Source organism: Mitsuaria sp. BK041 (genome assembly GCF_014193085.1).
Lineage (GTDB): Bacteria > Pseudomonadota > Gammaproteobacteria > Burkholderiales > Burkholderiaceae_C > Roseateles.
Genome location: NZ_JACHYT010000002.1, coordinates 206,488 through 224,432, shown reverse-complemented (window position 1 = coordinate 224,432; position 17,945 = coordinate 206,488). Strand labels below are relative to the sequence as shown.

Genomic DNA, 17,945 nt, shown 5'->3' with positions numbered 1-17,945 from the left:
GATTGAACCGGCAAGCGCAGCCTAGGCACTCGGCTTCGGTCGCTCATTTCGAGCAGATTCACGAGCCCGCCAAATGCCCTCGATGTTCACGCCCTGGGGAAAGCTGAGTCGAGCGTCGGACGGAACGGTGACAGCGCATTCGCTGCTGGACCACATGACCGACGTCGCGGCCGTCCTGGAGCAGCTCATGTTGCTGCCCGCGATATCGCGAGCACTCGAACGGACTGCCGGCCGGGCCCTTTCACCCGTGGACCGTGCCCGCCTGGCGGTACTGGGCTTTCTGCACGACATCGGCAAGGCCAATGCCGGCTTCCAGGGGCGCTACTGGTCAAGCACGGCTGAGCGGCCCTCGGGCTGGCATGCCGCTGCGTGCGGGCATGGCGGCCAGGGCTGGGCCATCTTCTCCGGCGCGCTTCATGAAGCCCCGCGTCTGCTTGCCGGACTGCCGATTTCTCGCATGGAGATGTGGGGGAGCACTGTGCTTCCGCTGCTTCATGCCAGCATCAGCCATCACGGGCGCCCAGTGGCGCCAGACAGCGCCGAGGCCATCTGGCGACCCGTGCAAGGCCAGGACGGCCCCGTCTATGACCCCGCGGAAGCAATCTCCGAGATGGGCCGCGCCATGCAGGCGCTGTACCCGGTGGCCTTCGAGCCTGACGGGCCATCGCTGCCGGACGCAGCCGCGTTCGGCCACCTGTTTGCCGGCCTCGTGCAACTGTCGGACTGGCTCGGCTCCGACACGCGAGAAGGCTTCTTTCCCTACAGCCGCCCCGGAGAGCAACGTGGTGAGACCGCGCCTCATCGCGCCCGCCACGCGCTGCGAGCCATTGGTCTCGACGTCGGCGATGCAGCCATGCGTCGTCGGGTCGTCCACGCTGACTTCACCCGGGCGTTCGGCGTTCCGGAGGCGAGACCCATGCAGGCCGCGATGGCGTTGGACGACATCGGCCCTGTGGTCGTGCTCGAGGCTGAAACCGGCAGCGGCAAGACCGAGGCCGCGCTCTGGCGCTTCCTGCATTTGTGGCGTGCAGGCGTCGTGGACGGGCTCTACTTCGCATTGCCGACGCGAGTCGCGGCGACCCAACTCTACGAGCGCGTGCAGGCCTTCGTGCAACGGGTCTGGGCCGAGGCGGCGCCTGTGGTCGTTCGCGCCCTGGCCGGCTATACCGCCGCGGATGGGCATACCTATGAGCCGCTACCGGGGTTCCGGGTGCTTTGGCACGACGAACCCGGCGATGCCGACGCGGAGCGCCGTTGGGCCGCGGAATCTCCAAAGCGCTACCTGGCTGCGACGGTCGCGGTGGGCACGGTGGACCAAGCCCTGCTCGGAGCCCTGCAGATCAAGCATGCACATCTGAGGCAGGCTCTGCTGGCTCGAAGCTTGCTCGTCATCGATGAGGTGCACGCGTCCGACGCCTACATGACACGCATGTCCGAGCACCTTCTGCGCGCTCACGTGGCTTGCGGTGGCCAAGCATTACTGCTTTCCGCCACGCTGGGCGCAGTGGCGCGCACGCGCTATCTGGATATTGGCGGCAGACCTCGAGGTTCCTGTGTTCCTCCGCTCGCTCAGGCCGTGGCACTCCCTTATCCCGCAATTGGCAGCGGGGGCGCCAGCGGTCCGGAACTTCGCGCGGTCACAGGCAATCCGCGCCACAAGACCGTGCATTGGGAAGCGCTGGACATCATTGACGAGCCGGATCGCGTCGCCGCGATAGCGGTGCGCGCCGCAGCCCAGGGCGCTCGTGTGCTGGTAGTACGCAACACCGTACCCGCCGCGGTGGCGACCTTGCGGGCTGTGGAGGGGCTCAATGCCGCCGAGGGGCTTGATTGCCTGTTCCGCGTCGGTGGCGTCAGCACCCTGCATCACAGCCGCTTCAGTCGGCAGGACCGACCGCTGCTTGACGGTGAGGTCCAGGCGCAGATCGGCAAGCGCCGCACGATTCCAGGAGGTCGCATCGTCGTGGGAACACAGACCTTGGAGCAGAGCCTGGACATCGATGTGGATCTGCTCATCACCGACTTGTGTCCCATGGACGTTCTGCTGCAACGGCTCGGTCGCCTGCACCGCCATGCGCGCCCCAGTCAGGACGCGCCAGACGATCGGCGGCCATCGGGCTTCGAGCAGCCCCGTGCTTGGATCCTGGTCCCAGCAGGGCATGACCTGTCGCCGATGCTTCGGCGGCAGCGTCATGGCATCGGTCCGATTCGCGCGAGGGGGCAAGCGATGGGAGGCGTCTACGTCGACCTCCGCGTGCTCGAGGCGACGCGTCGGTTGATCTCGGCGGCGCCGACCCGTGATATCCCTGCCGACAACCGCCAGTTGGTCGAACTGGCCACGCATCCCGAAGCCCTGGATGCGATCGCGCACGAATTAGGGACCGAATGGGTGGCGTTCGGCCAGGAGTACGAAGGAGCGCTGGCGGCGACTAAGACGGTGGCCAACCTGCACGCCGTGCCGTTCGACAAGCCGTTCGGGGATGTGCCGTTCCCGGAGAACGAGCTCGGCATCGGCAGCCGCTTGGGTGCGGCGGACCGGCTGGTCACGTTTGCGGAGCCGGTCCCGACCGGACCATTCGGCCACCCGGTGGACCAACTGGCCTTGCGGCATCACCAGGTCCCGCCGGGGCTTGCCCCGGACACGGCCGCCGAAGGCGTGCAGCACTTGCAGGATGAACCGGGATTCACCTTTCGTCTTGGCGAGGCGCGCTATCGCTACAGCCGACTGGGCGTCGAGCGATTGAAGCCGAACACCGAGGAGAACCTCCATCATGCGTCATGACTCGGCGACCTTTGACCTGCAGAGCTGCTTGCTGGAAGAGCCGCTCATCCGGTGGCGTTGCGTGGCGGACGGCAAGTTGCAACGCAGTACCCTTCCAGCGCTGATGGCGGCGATGGCTGCCGACCAGGTCCGGGACTTCCCGGCGCTGAGGCCGCATCAGCGCCATCCCTGGCACGCGTTCCTGACCCAGTTGGCCGCCATTGCGCTGCATCGGGCGGGGCGGACGCAGGGGTGGACGGATGCCGCGGATTGGCATCGGGGGCTGTTGGCCCTGACGCCGGACGATCCGGACGGCTCGGCGTGGTGTCTGGTGGCGCCGCCGGATGTGCCTGCTCTTTTGCAGGCGCCAGTGCCTGGCGAGCGTGTCGAGGATTGGAAGAATCTCCTGCAGGCGCCCGATGAACTCGACATGCTGGTCACGTCGAAGAACCATGACGTGAAAGGCGCACGAGCGCGGTCCGCCGAGGCCGACGACTGGCTGTTCGCGCTCGTCAGCCTGCAGACCCAGGAGGGCTTTCTCGGGGCCGGCAATTACGGGATCTCGCGCATGAATGGTGGCTTTGCCAGTCGACCGGGTGTCGGCATCGCGACCCGAGGCGCGTGGGGTCAACGATGGTTGTCCGATACCCAACGGCTGCTGGCTCAGCGAGCGCGGATTGCGGACGAGCAAGGGTACGCCTCGGATCACGGGCATGCGTTGCTCTGGTTGGTGCCCTGGGCGGGAACCACATCACTGGACATGTCGTCGCTGGACCCGCTTTATGTGGAGGTTTGCCGTCGCGTCCGACTGTTGAGTGCCAACGGCGCCCTCGTGGCACGCGTCACGGGAAGCAAGGTGGCCCGCGTGGCGGCGAAGGAGCGCAGTGGCGTCACCGGCGACGCGTGGACGCCGGTGGAGACGTCCGAAGGCAAGGCCTTGACCGTATCGGCCGCCGGTTTCGAGTACCGGTTGATGAGCGAATTGCTCAGCGGCGGCCGTTTTGCACACGGCGCGGCGTGGTCTTTGGACGAGTGGCCGGCGGATGCGGCGTTGGAGGTTGTGGCCCAGGCCACCGTGAGGGGGCAGGGCAAGACCGAGGGCTATCACGAGCGTCGCGTTCCGGTGTCGCCGAAGCTGCGTCAACTGTTGGCTGGACCGCAGCGCGTGGCGGTTGCCGAAATCGCGAAGCACCGGATCGCGGCGATTGCCGCGGTACGCAAGCTCGTATGGAGTTCGCTGTCGCTGTTGTTTGCCAACGGCGATGCGGACGTTCGCAATGACGGCATCAGCGAGCGCGCCAATCGCTTCGCGCGGCCGTTTGAGGCGCGGGAGGATGCACGCTTCTTCACTGACCTTGCTCTGGAGGTTGAGGCGGAGAACGAAGCAAGGTCGCCCGAACGTCTGCGGTGGCTGTTGGGGCTGGTGGACCGCGCGGAGGCCGTGCTCGTCGAGGCGTTCACTGCGGGCCCACGCAGCGGCATGCAGCGCTACAAGGCGCAGTCCGCCGCGCTGTCGCGCTTCCACGGGGCTCTGCGCGGCTCCAAACCTGTCCTGCCTGATCTGGCTCATCACTACGCGCAGCAGCGGCAGGTCGCCAGCCCGCGAGTGGAAGGAGAACGCCATGAATGAGCAATCCGTCGCTGCCGCCGTGGGGACGTCGGCAACGGTCCCGCCGATCGTGCCCCCGACGAATGCGCTCGGCGCATTGGCCACCTACGTCCAGCGTGCGGGTGCGGGCGAACGGGCCGCATTGGCTCGACTCACGCCGGACGCTCTGCGTCCGCACGAGATCGCGGCGCTATCACGAGCGCTGTTGTTCGCCGGTCTCGAGCCCGAGACATGGCGCGCTGAAACCTGGCCGCGTTGGGCACTCGTCGCGCACGGCATGGCGCTGTCCGGACACGACGGCCGGGGGCGACTGGGGGCCCAACTGGCCCAGGCCGGTGTTGCCGAGTCGCGCGTGACCAAGTTGCTGACGGCTCGTGGCGAGGCATTCCGTCAACTCGTGCCGCGCATGCTGCGCTTGCTCGCAAGCAAGCGCATCGCACCCAACTGGTTCGAGTTGGGCGAGCTTGTGCTCAAGGAGGGCAGCAGCGAGCGCGACGACCTTGAACGGGCAGAGCAACTACGGTTGCGAATCGCCAGCGCGTATTTCTCGGCGGAAGCCGCCAAGGGCTGAACCCCCACTCATCCATCGGAGAACCCATGATCGTGCCCCGCTTCATCCAGATTCACACGCTGCACAACTACCCTGCGGCCTTGCTCAACCGCGACGACGCTGGCCTTGCCAAGCGGCTGCCCTATGGCGACGCAATGCGCACGCGAATCTCCTCGCAATGCCTGAAGCGCCATTGGCGCGTGGCCGACGATGCCTTTTCGCTGAACCGGCTCGATGTGCCGATGGCCGTGAGGTCACGCGAGATACCACGCCTGATCCGCGACCGGCTGATGGCGAGCGGCCTCAGCGAAGCACTGGCCCAGACAGCCGTGGAGGGATTGCGCGCCGGTGGCCTGGTGGACAAGGCCAAGGACCTCAAGGGCCGGGAAGCGCTGGAAACGGGTCAGGCGGTGTTGCTGGGCCACGCCGAGATCGATTACCTGGTGAAGCGCTGCGCGGAACTCGCTGCGGAGCATGGCGAGGAGAAGGCGCTCAAGACCGCCGTCGCGGCCTTTCTCAAGGATGAGAAGAAGAACATCGAGGCGATGCGGCTGGGGAGCGGCCTGGAGTCGGCGCTGTTCGGCCGCATGGTCACGTCGGACGTCCTGGCCAGTCGGGACGCGGCGGTCTACGTGGCACATGCCTTCACCGTGCATGAGGCACAGGTGGAGAACGATTACTTCACCGTTGTTGACGATCTGCTTCGCGAGGCGGGCGAGTCGGGGTCCGCCGGCATCTTCGACACGGAGCTGGCCAGTGGGCTCTATTACGGGTACGTGGTGGTCGATGTCCCGCAACTGGTGGCCAACCTTGAGGGCGTGAGCATCCATGACTGGGCGGCTACCTCCGTCGACCAGCGCACATTGGCGGGCCGAGTCGTGCAAAACCTGTTGCACCTCGTCGCCACGGTCAGCCCTGGCGCGAAGCGCGGCTCCACGGCGCCATTCGAATGGGCCAAGTTCATGTTGGTCGAAGCGGGCGACTGGCAGCCTCGCAGCCTTGCCGGCGCGTTCCAGAGTGCGCTGCCGTTGACGCAGCCCGCGTTGCGGCAACGGGCGGTGCAGTGCATGGCCGACGAGATCGGGCGAATGGACGAGGCCTACGGTGCCGCCTTGGCTCGACGGTATCTGGCGCTGGACGACGTGTCGGTGCCCGGCGGCCGCCGCTTGCCGCTCCAGGGGCTGGCCGAATGGGCGCAGGCTGCGGTGATGCAGGCTGCCGTGGAGGTGTGACGTGCCGCGCCATCTTGTGTTGCGGCTCGCGTCCCCGCTGATTGCGTTTGGCGGCGAGGCCATCGACAACCGCGGTGTGATACGCGACTTCCCGGCGTTGTCGATGCTCACCGGACTGATCGCCAACGCGCTGGGTTGGGATCGCAGCGAGGGCGTCCGGCACGACGCGCTTCAACGACGGTTGCGGATGGGTGCGGCGCTGGAACCGGGCTCGCGTCGATTGCAGGACTTTCAGACAGCCCAGTTGGGCGCTGGCGACATGGGGTGGACAACGTCCGGGCAGCCGGAGGGGCGTGACGGCGGTGCCAACACCTATGCCGGCCCGCATCTTCGCTACCGGGATTACCACGCCGACCTGCGCGCGTGGGTGGTGTTGCAGTTGAGGCCGGCGGAGGAGGCACCGACACTGGACGACGTTGCGCTCGCGTTGGATCGACCGGTGCGGCCGCTGTTCATCGGCCGAAAGCCGTGCTTGCCGTCCGACCGTCTCGTGGCGGGCTGGCTCGAGGCGGATCACCTGCTGGGTGCGCTGCAAGCGGTGGTGGCCAGGCACGGTGCTCGGGCGGGCGATGGCTGGCGCGCTCAATGGCCTGATGGCGAAGAAGGCTCTGTCGCGTTGGGTCAACGCTCCGATGTTTGCGATGAGCGGAACTGGCGCAGCGGTTTGCATGGAGGTTGGCGCTCCGTGCGCGAGGCGGTGCTGAATCCTGCGGGAGGCGCTGCATGAGCGCGAGAGAACTGCACCTGCTGCATACGCGTCCCGACGCTCGGCTGCTGGCCGCATGGGTGGCGAGGCACCATGCCCGGCATGAGCGTCAGGCGGCGGATCTGGGTGATGCGTTGCACGGGCTGCTGCGTGCGGCCTTTGGCGAGGCGGCACCGCAACCATTTCGCTACCTGGATGAGGAGCGGGGGCTGCTCGCTTACACGCGGCTGGGCGCGGAGGAAATGGCGGCACAGGTGGCGCTGGCCGATCCCTTGGCGGCCGAGACCTTGGGGCTGGGAGCGTCCGCCCGGCATGAAGGCTACCGATTGCGAGCGTTCCCGACATGCTGGCGTGTCGGGCAAGTGCTTGAGTTCGAAGTGCGCGTGCGTCCTACGGTGCGCGGCGCGAAGGGCGAGCAGGACGCGTTCCTGCATGCCGTGTCCAAAGCGCAAGGCGCACCACTCCAGCGCGAAGCGGTCTACGAGCAGTGGTTGCGAGAACACCTCGCCGCGAGGCAGGGCGCATCACGCGAGATATGGCAGGACGCGGTCGCCCTGGAGGAGGTGCGGCTGGCGGGTTACCAACGTTTGGTCATCGTGCGGCGCTCGCAGGCGCCAGAGGGGGAAGCTCGACGTGCGCGAGCGATCGACGGACCGGATGTGCTGCTGCGAGGGCGACTGCGCGTGATCGAGCCGGATGGCTTCGCGCATCTGCTGGCCCGCGGGGTGGGGCGGCATCGATCGTTCGGATTCGGGATGCTGCTGCTGAGTCGGCCAAGCTGATCGCGGGGCCTCATCGTGCTCAAGGGCCGACTCGGACTCGAGACTGCGCGGATCCCACACGCAGACCGCCACGGGTTGCTGTGGCTCTCCCGCGGGGAACTGTGTGTGGTGGACGGGTGCCTGCACTTCCAGCGTGGACGGGACAGTCCGACCCCGACCGTGGAGCAGATCCCGCATCAGTCGGTGTCGATGATCCTGCTGGGGCCGGGCAGCAGCGTCACGCAGGATGCGCTGAGGCTGTTGGCACGGCATGGCACGTTGATGGCTGCGGTGGGGGAGGACGGCGTGCGCAGCTATACCGCCCTGCCATTGCTGCCCGACCGATCCGATGTGGCTCGTCGACAAGCCGAGTTGTGGGGCAATCCACGGCGACGCATCAGCGTGGCGAGGCATATGTATGCGCTTCGGCTGGGCGAAGTACTGCCGCACCGGGACCTGGACACGCTCCGGGGCATCGAGGGGGCGCGGGTCAAGAACTTCTACAAGCTGATGGCGGCGAAGCACGGTATTCGGTGGGAGGGGCGCCAGTACGACCGCGCTGATCCGAATGCCGCGGACCTGGCGAACCAGGCGATCAATCACGCGGCCACGGCGGTTCAGGCTGCCGCTGCGTTGGCGGTGCAATCGCTGGCTGCGTTGCCTCCACTGGGATTCATTCACGAGGATTCCGGTCAATCGTTCGTGCTGGACATTGCGGACCTGTTCCGCGACACGGTGACGTTGCAGATCGCCTTCGTAGCGGCCAAGCGCGCGGAGCAGGTGGACGAGACCATCGATCGGCTGGTTCGACGAGAAGCGGCGGCGGTGTTTCGCAAGCAGCAGGTGATTGGCGGAATGATCGATCGCATCAAGCAGGTGCTGCGGATGGAAGAGGCGGGAAATGGCGCTGGTGACGATCGTGATTCGTGATGCCGCTGACCGCGTCCACGGCTTCCTTTCATCCGTGATGCTGGAGGTAGCGACGAATGTGTTCGTTTCTCCTCGCATGAGCCCACGCGTGAGGGAACGAGTCTGGACCGTGATGAGCGAGTGGCACCTCCACGAACCTCGGGGGAGTGTGGTGATGGTTTGGCGAGATCTCAATGCTGTGGGTGGCGTTGGTGTCGCCAACCTGGGAGAGCCGTCCCGGGACCTCATCGAAGCCGACGGGATGTGGCTCGTACGGCGACGAACCACGGCGACGAAAACCGCTCTTTAAAATTTCGAGCGCATTTCGGACTTTCCTCTTTCGTGACCTGGAGTTACGCGAGAGAGGTTGCCCCGCGTGAGCGGGGATGGACCCTACTCGCACACCGGCGCGGCGGCCAAGCAAGTGGTTGCCCCGCGTGAGCGGGGATGGACCCTGACCGGCTTCAGTAAGACCACGATCTACCGCGGTTGCCCCGCGTGAGCGGGGATGGACCCGCTCGTCTCAGCCCGGTCACGTTCCCATCGCCGGTTGCCCCGCGTGAGCGGGGATGGACCCGATGCCCCGCTTCTCCAGATAGACGTCCACGGGGTTGCCCCGCGTGAGCGGGGATGGACCCTTCCAAGTCGTCTGGAATGGCGCACCCAATCTGGTTGCCCCGCGTGAGCGGGGATGGACCCTGCGAAGTTGCGGATGTTCGTTCGGTTCTTCGGGTTGCCCCGCGTGAGCGGGGATGGACCCCGCGTTGCTCACCCTCAAGCGCGCCGGCGCCCGGTTGCCCCGCGTGAGCGGGGATGGACCCGCTGGCCAGAAGGCGGAACGCTTGCCGGGCTGGGTTGCCCCGCGTGAGCGGGGATGGACCCGCGCGAGCGACATGCAGGTGCGCCGTTGGGACGGTTGCCCCGCGTGAGCGGGGATGGACCCACCCCCTGCGCGGTCAATCGCAGAAGAGCAGCGGTTGCCCCGCGTGAGCGGGGATGGACCGCAGACGCCGCTCGACTCGTGGACTGCTTCTCCGGTTGCCCCGCGTGAGCGGGGATGGACCCCAGTTCGAGGTCTCGCAGAGCTTCACCGGCACGGTTGCCCCGCGTGAGCGGGGATGGACCCGGCAGCGAGATCTGGTTCGGCGGCCTCGACGAGGTTGCCCCGCGTGAGCGGGGATGGACCCCGCCAGTCCACGCTGAGCATCCCCGGCTGGACGGTTGCCCCGCGTGAGCGGGGATGGACCCCGAGCTCCATTTGAGGCCGTTCTCCCCGTCGAGGTTGCCCCGCGTGAGCGGGGATGGACCCCATCCTGGCTGCGCGCCGCGCGCGCGGACATCGGTTGCCCCGCGTGAGCGGGGATGGACCGTGCCCGCCGACGGCATGGATCACGGTAGGAACGGTTGCCCCGCGTGAGCGGGGATGGACCCCGTGTGGGCCAGCTCGCGCTGCGCCGCGCGGAGGTTGCCCCGCGTGAGCGGGGATGGACCCGTCAAAGCCGTCGGGCCACTCAATCCATTGCCGGTTGCCCCGCGTGAGCGGGGATGGACCCTCCATGGACCTCCGCTCTTACACCGAAACACTGGTTGCCCCGCGTGAGCGGGGATGGACCGTGCTGCCGACACGGATGACCCAATAGGCCGGGGGTTGCCCCGCGTGAGCGGGGATGGACCCCAGTTGGTGGCATCGACTGCGGGGCTCATCAAGGTTGCCCCGCGTGAGCGGGGATGGACCCCACAGCCAGCGCGTGATAGCTGCCATCGGTCGGGTTGCCCCGCGTGAGCGGGGATGGACCCGGCGAGGTGCGGCACAACTCGTTCCAGAGCCAGGTTGCCCCGCGTGAGCGGGGATGGACCCCGGAGCAGTTCACGCGCAGCACCCACACCAGCGGTTGCCCCGCGTGAGCGGGGATGGACCCGCCGCAGATCGTGCACACGAAGCCATCGAGATGGTTGCCCCGCGTGAGCGGGGATGGACCTCGAACTGGCGGCCGGGCCAGCAAGAGGAGCGCGGTTGCCCCGCGTGAGCGGGGATGGACCCGTCCCCTACTACCAGTCGACGGAGCCAAGCCCGGTTGCCCCGCGTGAGCGGGGATGGACCGTCGACGTGGGGCCCGAAGAAGGAGCAGTACACGGTTGCCCCGCGTGAGCGGGGATGGACCCGCAGTAGCGGACGGTCGTTGGCCGCCACAGACGGTTGCCCCGCGTGAGCGGGGATGGACCCGTGACGAGCGCGTCCTCCATGCTCTTGGCCGCGGTTGCCCCGCGTGAGCGGGGATGGACCCGACTGGGGCGTCAAGCCGGGGACCTGGATCCCGGTTGCCCCGCGTGAGCGGGGATGGACCCGACACGACGGGCGCCTTCGTGGCGACCAAGACGGTTGCCCCGCGTGAGCGGGGATGGACCCGTGGCGTAGTCCGGGGTCATGGCTCGATCAGGGGTTGCCCCGCGTGAGCGGGGATGGACCCAGATGCGGATACTGCGCCGCCCGAATGGCATCGGTTGCCCCGCGTGAGCGGGGATGGACCGTGCGCGGCACGAAGGCGCAGCAGTTCCAAGACGGTTGCCCCGCGTGAGCGGGGATGGACCCGATCAGGCTGCTCGGCATGGCTTCCCCTTCAAGGTTGCCCCGCGTGAGCGGGGATGGACCCAAGGGACAGATGCTCACCCTTGACCAGCTCCGGGTTGCCCCGCGTGAGCGGGGATGGACCCGATGGTGATATCGGGTGCTCGCATGCGACCGTGGTTGCCCCGCGTGAGCGGGGATGGACCCACCATGAATGCAGCGTTGCGCGCCCTCGGCTTGGTTGCCCCGCGTGAGCGGGGATGGACCCCACGAGTAGCACTCCCACGGATGGCCGCGCTTGGTTGCCCCGCGTGAGCGGGGATGGACCCCATAGTGCAGCGCATCCTGTCTACTATGGTTCGGTTGCCCCGCGTGAGCGGGGATGGACCCACGGGACAGCCGCGGGCGCCCCTTATCCGAGCGGTTGCCCCGCGTGAGCGGGGATGGACCGCGCGCGGTGATCCAGGTCGAGCCGGAGCACTGGGTTGCCCCGCGTGAGCGGGGATGGACCCACGCCGCTGCTGTTGGTGGTCACGCCGGTCTTGGTTGCCCCGCGTGAGCGGGGATGGACCCATGCAGCTTTGCCTGAGGCCCGGTGATGGTGCGGTTGCCCCGCGTGAGCGGGGATGGGCCCAAGCAACTCGAAGGGTCTCTCAGCCGGCAAGCGGTTGCCCTGCGTGAGCGGGGATGGACCCACGTCCGACGAGCGCGAGAAGACGCCCATCGAGGTTGCCCCGCGTGAGCGGGGATGGACCCACGCCATACGGCCTGGTCCACGGAATGATCGAGGTTGCCCCACGTGAGCGGGGATGGACCACCGCGTAGCGCTACACCGCTGCCAATGGCTTCGGTTGCCCCGCCTGAGCGGGGATGGACCTCGACCAAGCTGACGCTGGGCCGCCTGGTGGAGGGTTGCCCTGCGGGAGCGGGGATGGCCCCTTCTTCGTGAGCATCGACAAGGCGGTGCTGCTTGTTGCCCCACGCGAGCGGGGATGGACACGCCGGTGAAAGCGCTCCAGCGCTCGCTCGCCTGGTTGCCCCGCGTCAGCGGGGATAGACCCTTCACGGTCAACGACACCGGCTCCGTGGAGGTGGTTCCCCCACGTGCGTGGGGAACGGATCCATGTGGCGGCAGCCTGCGGTCGATCCCCTTGCGCGGTTGATCCTGCTGGTGTGACCCCCTGACCGGCCGCCGCCCGCTGCTTCATCCTTCTTCACCCGCTCGACACCACCGGGCAGCTTGTCGACCTCAGCATCCCCCAGCGGCCGGGCCTTCCTCCGGTCGCCATACGGGGGGATGTATGAAAAGGGCACTGGCGGCAATGGTCCGCTTCGGCGGTGTTGGCATTCTTGGCTTGCAGTTCTGCGCTGGCGCCCTCGCGGCGCCGCTGGAGCCCGACATCCAGCGCCAGGTGCGCGAGGCCACCTTCGAGGTCGTCGTGCCCAAGCCGGCCGAGGAGTCCATCCGCTACGACAAGCCCTGGCACGAGCTGCTGCCCTATCAGATGCGCGCCGACAAGTACGTGTCGGTCGGCACCGCCTTCGCCATCGGCGACCACCAATTCGTCACCGCCATGCATGTGCTGATCGCCTCGTTCGGCGATTCGCGCGGCGAGCCGATGCTGCGCGACGCGGCCGGCAAGCTCTATCCGATCGCCCAGGTCACCAAGGGCTCCGTCGACCAGGACTTCGCGGTGTTCACGCTGGCGAATCCGCCGGACAGCGTCGCCGCGCTGCCGCTCAACGAGAAGCCGGTGCTCAACGGGACGGTCTATGCCGTCGGCAACGCGCTCGGCGAGGGCGTCGTCATGCGGGAAGGGAACTACACCTCCGACACGCCGGAGGAGGACAGCGGCCGCTGGTCGTGGATGCGCTTCTCCGCGCCGATCTCCGGCGGCAACAGCGGCGGACCGCTGGTCGACGCCTCGGGCCGCGTGATCGGCATCGTGCGGGCGATGCGCACCACCGAGAACACGCTCAACATCGCCGTCCCCATCGCGCTCGTGAAGCGCGCGCCCGACGGCGTGGTGAGCGCGGACACGCGCGGCGTCACCGGCTTCGCCGTCTTCGACAAGACGCGATCGGCACGCTTCAAGGTCGACATCCCCGCGCCCAAGCGCTTCGCCGAGCTGTCGCAGGCCTACATGAAGGCGGCCGACGAGTTCAATGCCGCCCAGCTGCGGGACCTGCTCGCCGAGAACGCCAACGACACCTTTCCTCGCGGCAGCGGCAGCGACCGGCTGCTGCATGGCTTCTACGAGCGCAGCGCGCCCGGCATCGTCGTGCAGAACGGCAACGGCGACTGGGTGATCACGCAGCCGCACTACACGCGGCTCGATCTCGGGCACGAGGGCTGGCAGGATTCGGCCGAGTTCAAGGGCTACCTGGTGTTCCACCGGCACCGGCCCGAGGGCATCGATCCGACCAAGTGGTATGCCGATCCCCGCATGGTCAGGGACCTGGTGCTCAAGGCGTCACCGGGCACCATCCACGTCAACGCCGAGACGATCAAGGTGGCCTCCTTGGGCAACCCGACCGAGGACACCCGCTTCACCGACGGCTGGGGCCGGGTCTGGCAGGTGCGGCTCTGGCACGTCACGACCTGGTTCGGTAGCGACTGGATGATGGCGTTCGACCTGCCGGTGCCGGATGGCTCGGTCGGTTTCGAGGCCCGGGCGGGCGCGCTGGGCCTGGCCGGGCAGATCGACCGGATGAAGCGGATGACCGGCTTCTTCGCGGCCTCCTACGAAGGCAAGCTGTCCGACTGGAACCGCTTCCTGCAGCAGGGGCCCCTGCTGCCGAAGCCGCTGGTGGAGCCGGTGCTGAAGGTCGACTACGGACGCAGCTTCGCGTTCGACGACCGCCGTCTGGCGTTCACCTACGGGCCCGAGCTGCAGAAGATCGAACCGGGTGGTCGGCTGCGGCTGGACCTCGCCTTCCAGCACGCGCCCGCGGGGGATGAACTCCGCATCGCCGGTGTCGTGGCCTACAACCCCGACGAGAAGACCGAGATCGATGTGTTCCGGCACGGGACGCCCGCCGAGTCCGGCAGCGAGGCGGTGAAGCGCGAGTGGAGCAAGCGCCTGCGCCACGCGCATCCCTATGACGGCGTCGCGGTGAGCGCGAACGACCGGCAGATCATCAGCGCGATCCCCGGCGTCGCGGACGCGCAGCCCGCGCCGGAGGTGCTCTACACCTTCCAGTACCGGGCGGAAACCGGCACGCCGCAGGACCAGATGAAGGCCAAGCTCGACCTGCTGATGCAGGCGGCGAAGGTCAGCGAGCATTGATCCGCGGGGCTGCATCCGGCCCCGCCCCGCTCACTCCTCCAGCGCCTGCAGCTGCACCAGGCGCTGGTAGATGCCGCCTTCGATCGCTATCAGCGCCTCGTGCGTGCCGCGTTCGGACAGGCGGCCGTGGTTGAGCACCACGATCTGGTCGGCATCGCGGATCGTCGACAGGCGGTGCGCGATCGCGATCACCGTCACGCGGCCGCGCAGCGCGCGCAGTGCCTCGCCGACCTGCGCCTCGGTCGCGCTGTCGATGTTGGCCGTCGCCTCGTCGAGCAGCAGGATGCGCGGATTCCCGGCCAGCGCGCGTGCCAGCGCGATCAGCTGCTTCTGTCCGGTGGACACCGCCAGCCCCCCGTCGCCGAGCCGGCTGTCATAACCCTGCGGCAGCGCGCTCAGGAAGTCATGCGCCCGCGCCGCGCGAGCCGCCGCCTCGAGCTGCTCGTCGGGGATCGCCCGGCCCATGCGGATGTTGTCGCGCACGCTGCCGGCGATCAGGTAGGGCTCCTGCGGCACCAGGCCGAGCGCCTCGTGGAAGGTCTCGTCCGGCAGTTGGGCCAGCGGCTGGCCGTCGATCAGGATGCGGCCCTGCTGCGGTTGATAGAAGCGCAGCAGCAGCGCCAGCAGCGTCGACTTGCCCGAGCCCGTGTGGCCCGCGATGCCGACGAAGCTGCCGGCGGGGATGTCCAGATCCAGGTCGCGCAGCACCGGCTGCTCCGGCGTGTAGGCGAAGTGCAGGTGCTCGAAGCGGATCGCGCCGGCGCCGACCACCAGGTCCGGTCGGTGCGAGCGCGGCTCGGACGGCTCGCGCAGCAGCGCGCGCACCCGCGATGCCGCCACCAGCGCCTGCTGCAGCTGGCTGAACTGCATCGTGATCTGGATCAGCGGCTCGACGACCCGGGCGATGTAGGCCAGGAAGGCGTAGAGCAGGCCGACCTCCATCCCCGACAGCTCGCGCTGCCCGAAGCCGTAGATCACCGTCACGATCAGCAGCACGTTGAGCAGGTCCAGCGCCGGCCTCAGCAGCCAGGCATTGGCGCGCAGTTCCTGCACGCGCGCCTGCAGCTGAGCCTGGTTGGCCGTCTCGTAGCGCGCGGCGAAGCGCTGCGCGGCGCCGGCCGACTGCAGCATCGCCATGCCGGCCATGCTCTCGGCCATCTGCGCGTTGAGCTCGGCCCGCAGCGCCCGCGCCTTCTGCACCGGGCCGCTGCTGGCGCGCTGGTAGAGCCAGATGATCCCGGAGCTCGCCGGCACCAGCGCCAGCACGATCAGCATCAGCCGCCAGTCCAGCCAGGCCATCGCGACCAGCGCGCCGGCCACGACGATGGTCGAGTCCAGCATCACGAACAGCACCTGCCGGTACAGGTTGTTGACCGCGTCCGTGTCGTTGGTGATGCGGCTCAGCAGCTGGCCGGTGATGCTGCGGTCGAAGAAGGCCATCGGCTGCGCCAGCACATGGGCGTAGACCTGCTCGCGCAGGCGCAGCACCGAGCGCTGCGCGACCGCCGCCATGCGCCGCAGCTGCGCGTAGCGCAGCAGACTCGCGGCCCAGCCGGCCAGCAGCATCGCGCCCAGCAGCAGCGCCATCGGGCCGAGCGAGAAATCGCGCGGCAGCACGTGGGCGTCGATGAAGTGCTTGCCGAGGATGGGCCCGATGGCCTCGAGCGCGGCCGCCACGACCAGCCAGCCCAGGCCCTTGGCCAGGCCGCGGCGCTCCGGTGCGGCGGCCTGCGCGAGCAGCGCCAGCGCCTCGCGCGGCGAGTGGCGGTCGGGCTGCGTCTTGCTGTCCGTGCCGGACGCGGTCTCAGGCGGCGTCAAGGCTGGCCTCCAGTTGTTGATAACGCCATTGGCCGGCGTACCAGCCGCCCAGGGCGATGAGGTCCTCATGCCGGCCGCGCTCGACGATCCGGCCCTGCTTCAGCACGACGATCTCGTCGGCCTCCATCACCGCCGAGAGCCGGTGGCTGACGATCGCCAGGCTGCGCTCCGGATGGCGCTCCCGCAACTCGCGCCAGTGGTCCAGGATCTGCGTCTCGGTGCCGCTGTCCACGGCCGACAGCGCGTCGTCCAGCAGCAGCACCGGCGCCTGCGCCAGCAGCGCCCGCGCGATCGCGACGCGCTGGCGCTGGCCGCCGGACAGCGTCACGCCGCGCTCGCCGACCAGCGTGTCGTAGCCCTGCGGCAGGCGCGCGATGTCGTCATGGACGGCGGCCAGCTCGGCCACCGCCAGGATCTGCTCGCGCGTCGCGTCCGGGCGCGCGAGCCCGATGTTGTCCGCCACCGAGGCCGAGAACAGGAAGGGCTCCTGCGGCACCCAGGCCAGCCCGCGCCGCAGTGCGTCGAGCCGGATCTCCGGCGCGGGCACGCCGCCCAGGCGCACCGCGCCGGCATCCGGTTCGTACTGCCGGAGCAGCAGCCGCAACAGCGTCGACTTGCCCGAGCCCGTCGCGCCGACGATGCCCAGCGTGCGGCCCGGCGGCAGCGTCAGCGTGATGTCCTCGAGCGCCGGCTGCGCCATGCCGGGATAGCGGAAGGACACGCGGTCCCAGGCGATGTCCGCCTGCGCGGGCAGCTCGCGCGTGCCGGTGTCGACGAGGCCGGCCGGTGCGTCGAGCACCGGCTGCAGCCGCGACCACGCGGCGCGGCCGCGCTCCAGCAGCGACAGCACCCAGCCCGCCGCGAACATCGGCCAGATCAGCTGGCCCAGGTACATCGTGAAGGCGGTCAGCTGGCCGATGGTGATCAGGTTTGTGCCGACCAGCCACGCGCCCACGCCCAGCGCGATCACCGTGGCCGCGCCCAGCGACAGGCCGACGGCGGGTTCGAACATCGCCTCCCAGCGCTGCGCCTGGTAGGCGGCCGCGCCGGCGTCGCGCGCGAGCTCGCCGAACTGCGCGCGGCTGCGCCGCACGAGGCCCAGCGCCCGCACGGTGCGCACGCCGGCGAGGCTGTCCTGCACCTGCTGGTTCAGCGCGGAGAAGCGCGTCAGCGAATCGGACCAGGCGACATGGACCTGCGTCGAGATGCGCCAGAACGCATAGGCCATGAAGGGGAAGGGCACCAGCGCGGCCAGGCCCAGGCGCCAGTCGACGCCGATCGTCATCATCCCGAGCACCAGGATCAGCGTCAGCGAGCCGTCGAAGGCGGCGAGCAGCGCCTCGCCGGCGGCCATCTCGATGGCGTCGACGTCGTTGGTGGCGAGCGCCATCAGATCGCCGGTGCGCTGGGCGTGGAAGAAGGCCGGACCCTGGCGCGTCAGTTGGGCGTAGAGGCGGGTGCGCAGCTGCCGGCCGAGTTCATAGGCGGTGCGGAACAGCGCCAGGCGCCAGCCCACGCGCAGCAGGTAGATCGCCAGGCCGGCGAGCACCAGCAGGCTCAACTGGGCGATCAGGTCCCAGCCGGCGAGGCGGTGCGCGACGAGCGCGTCCACGACATGGCCCACCTGACGCGGGATCCAGACCGTCAGGACGGCGATGGTGCTGAGCATCAGCGCGCTGGCGGCATAGGGCCGCCAATGGCCGCGGATGTGGCCGGCGATCAGGCGTGTGAGCGACATGGCGG

General features: G+C 68.7%; 11 protein-coding genes and 1 CRISPR repeat array. Of the genes, 9 read left to right on the top strand and 2 right to left on the bottom strand.

Translation table 11 applies throughout. The features are described 5' to 3' along the window. The first annotated feature begins 73 nt into the window (after positions 1-73). The 9 genes from cas3 (at position 74) to FHT38_RS16870 (ending at position 14,384) form a co-directional block, all read left to right on the top strand. A complete protein-coding gene (gene cas3, locus FHT38_RS16910) occupies positions 74-2,782 on the top strand; it encodes a CRISPR-associated helicase Cas3' (RefSeq protein WP_183492632.1) in 2,709 nt (902 codons plus the stop codon). Then, a complete protein-coding gene (locus tag FHT38_RS16905) occupies positions 2,772-4,391 on the top strand; it encodes a type I-E CRISPR-associated protein Cse1/CasA (RefSeq protein WP_183492631.1) in 1,620 nt (539 codons plus the stop codon). Before cas3 ends, FHT38_RS16905 begins: the two co-directional genes overlap by 11 nt. Then, positions 4,384-4,941: a type I-E CRISPR-associated protein Cse2/CasB gene (locus FHT38_RS16900; protein ID WP_183492630.1), complete on the top strand. Its 558-nt coding sequence runs from the start codon at positions 4,384-4,386 to the stop codon at positions 4,939-4,941. Before FHT38_RS16905 ends, FHT38_RS16900 begins: the two co-directional genes overlap by 8 nt. Before the next feature lie 26 nt (positions 4,942-4,967). Next, a complete protein-coding gene (gene cas7e, locus FHT38_RS16895; RefSeq protein ID WP_183492629.1) occupies positions 4,968-6,152 on the top strand; it encodes a type I-E CRISPR-associated protein Cas7/Cse4/CasC in 1,185 nt (394 codons plus the stop codon). 1 nt (position 6,153) lies between these two features. Beyond that, positions 6,154-6,879, top strand: a complete 726-nt coding sequence (gene cas5e / locus FHT38_RS16890) for a type I-E CRISPR-associated protein Cas5/CasD (RefSeq protein WP_183492628.1) — start codon at positions 6,154-6,156, stop codon at positions 6,877-6,879. Beyond that, positions 6,876-7,640: a type I-E CRISPR-associated protein Cas6/Cse3/CasE gene (locus FHT38_RS16885; protein ID WP_183492627.1), complete on the top strand. Its 765-nt coding sequence runs from the start codon at positions 6,876-6,878 to the stop codon at positions 7,638-7,640. Before cas5e ends, FHT38_RS16885 begins: the two co-directional genes overlap by 4 nt. A 15-nt stretch (positions 7,641-7,655) precedes the next feature. Beyond that, the gene (gene cas1e / locus FHT38_RS16880; RefSeq protein ID WP_183492626.1) at positions 7,656-8,549 is read left to right on the top strand and encodes a type I-E CRISPR-associated endonuclease Cas1e; all 894 of its coding nucleotides are present in this window, start codon (positions 7,656-7,658) and stop codon (positions 8,547-8,549) included. Beyond that, on the top strand, positions 8,521-8,838 hold the full coding sequence (gene cas2e / locus FHT38_RS16875; RefSeq protein WP_183492625.1) for a type I-E CRISPR-associated endoribonuclease Cas2e: 318 nt from the start codon (positions 8,521-8,523) through the stop codon (positions 8,836-8,838). The genes cas1e and cas2e overlap by 29 nt, the downstream gene beginning before the upstream one ends. 55 nt (positions 8,839-8,893) lie before the next feature. Continuing rightward, positions 8,894-12,155: direct repeats of the CRISPR family, unit length 29 nt; unit sequence GGTTGCCCCGCGTGAGCGGGGATGGACCC. Between the two features lie 294 nt (positions 12,156-12,449). Then, positions 12,450-14,384: a serine protease gene (locus FHT38_RS16870; RefSeq protein WP_183492624.1), complete on the top strand. Its 1,935-nt coding sequence runs from the start codon at positions 12,450-12,452 to the stop codon at positions 14,382-14,384. A gap of 30 nt (positions 14,385-14,414) precedes the next feature. Here the strand turns inward: FHT38_RS16870 and FHT38_RS16865 are convergent, their stop codons facing one another. Both FHT38_RS16865 and FHT38_RS16860 read right to left on the bottom strand, forming a co-directional pair. Beyond that, the gene (locus FHT38_RS16865) at positions 14,415-16,202 is read right to left on the bottom strand and encodes an ABC transporter ATP-binding protein (RefSeq protein WP_255488836.1); all 1,788 of its coding nucleotides are present in this window, start codon (positions 16,200-16,202) and stop codon (positions 14,415-14,417) included. Further along, positions 16,189-17,940, bottom strand: coding sequence for an ABC transporter ATP-binding protein (locus FHT38_RS16860; protein WP_091725969.1), 1,752 nt, complete (start codon positions 17,938-17,940; stop codon positions 16,189-16,191). The genes FHT38_RS16865 and FHT38_RS16860 overlap by 14 nt, the downstream gene beginning before the upstream one ends. Between the last annotated feature and the right edge of the window lie 5 nt (positions 17,941-17,945).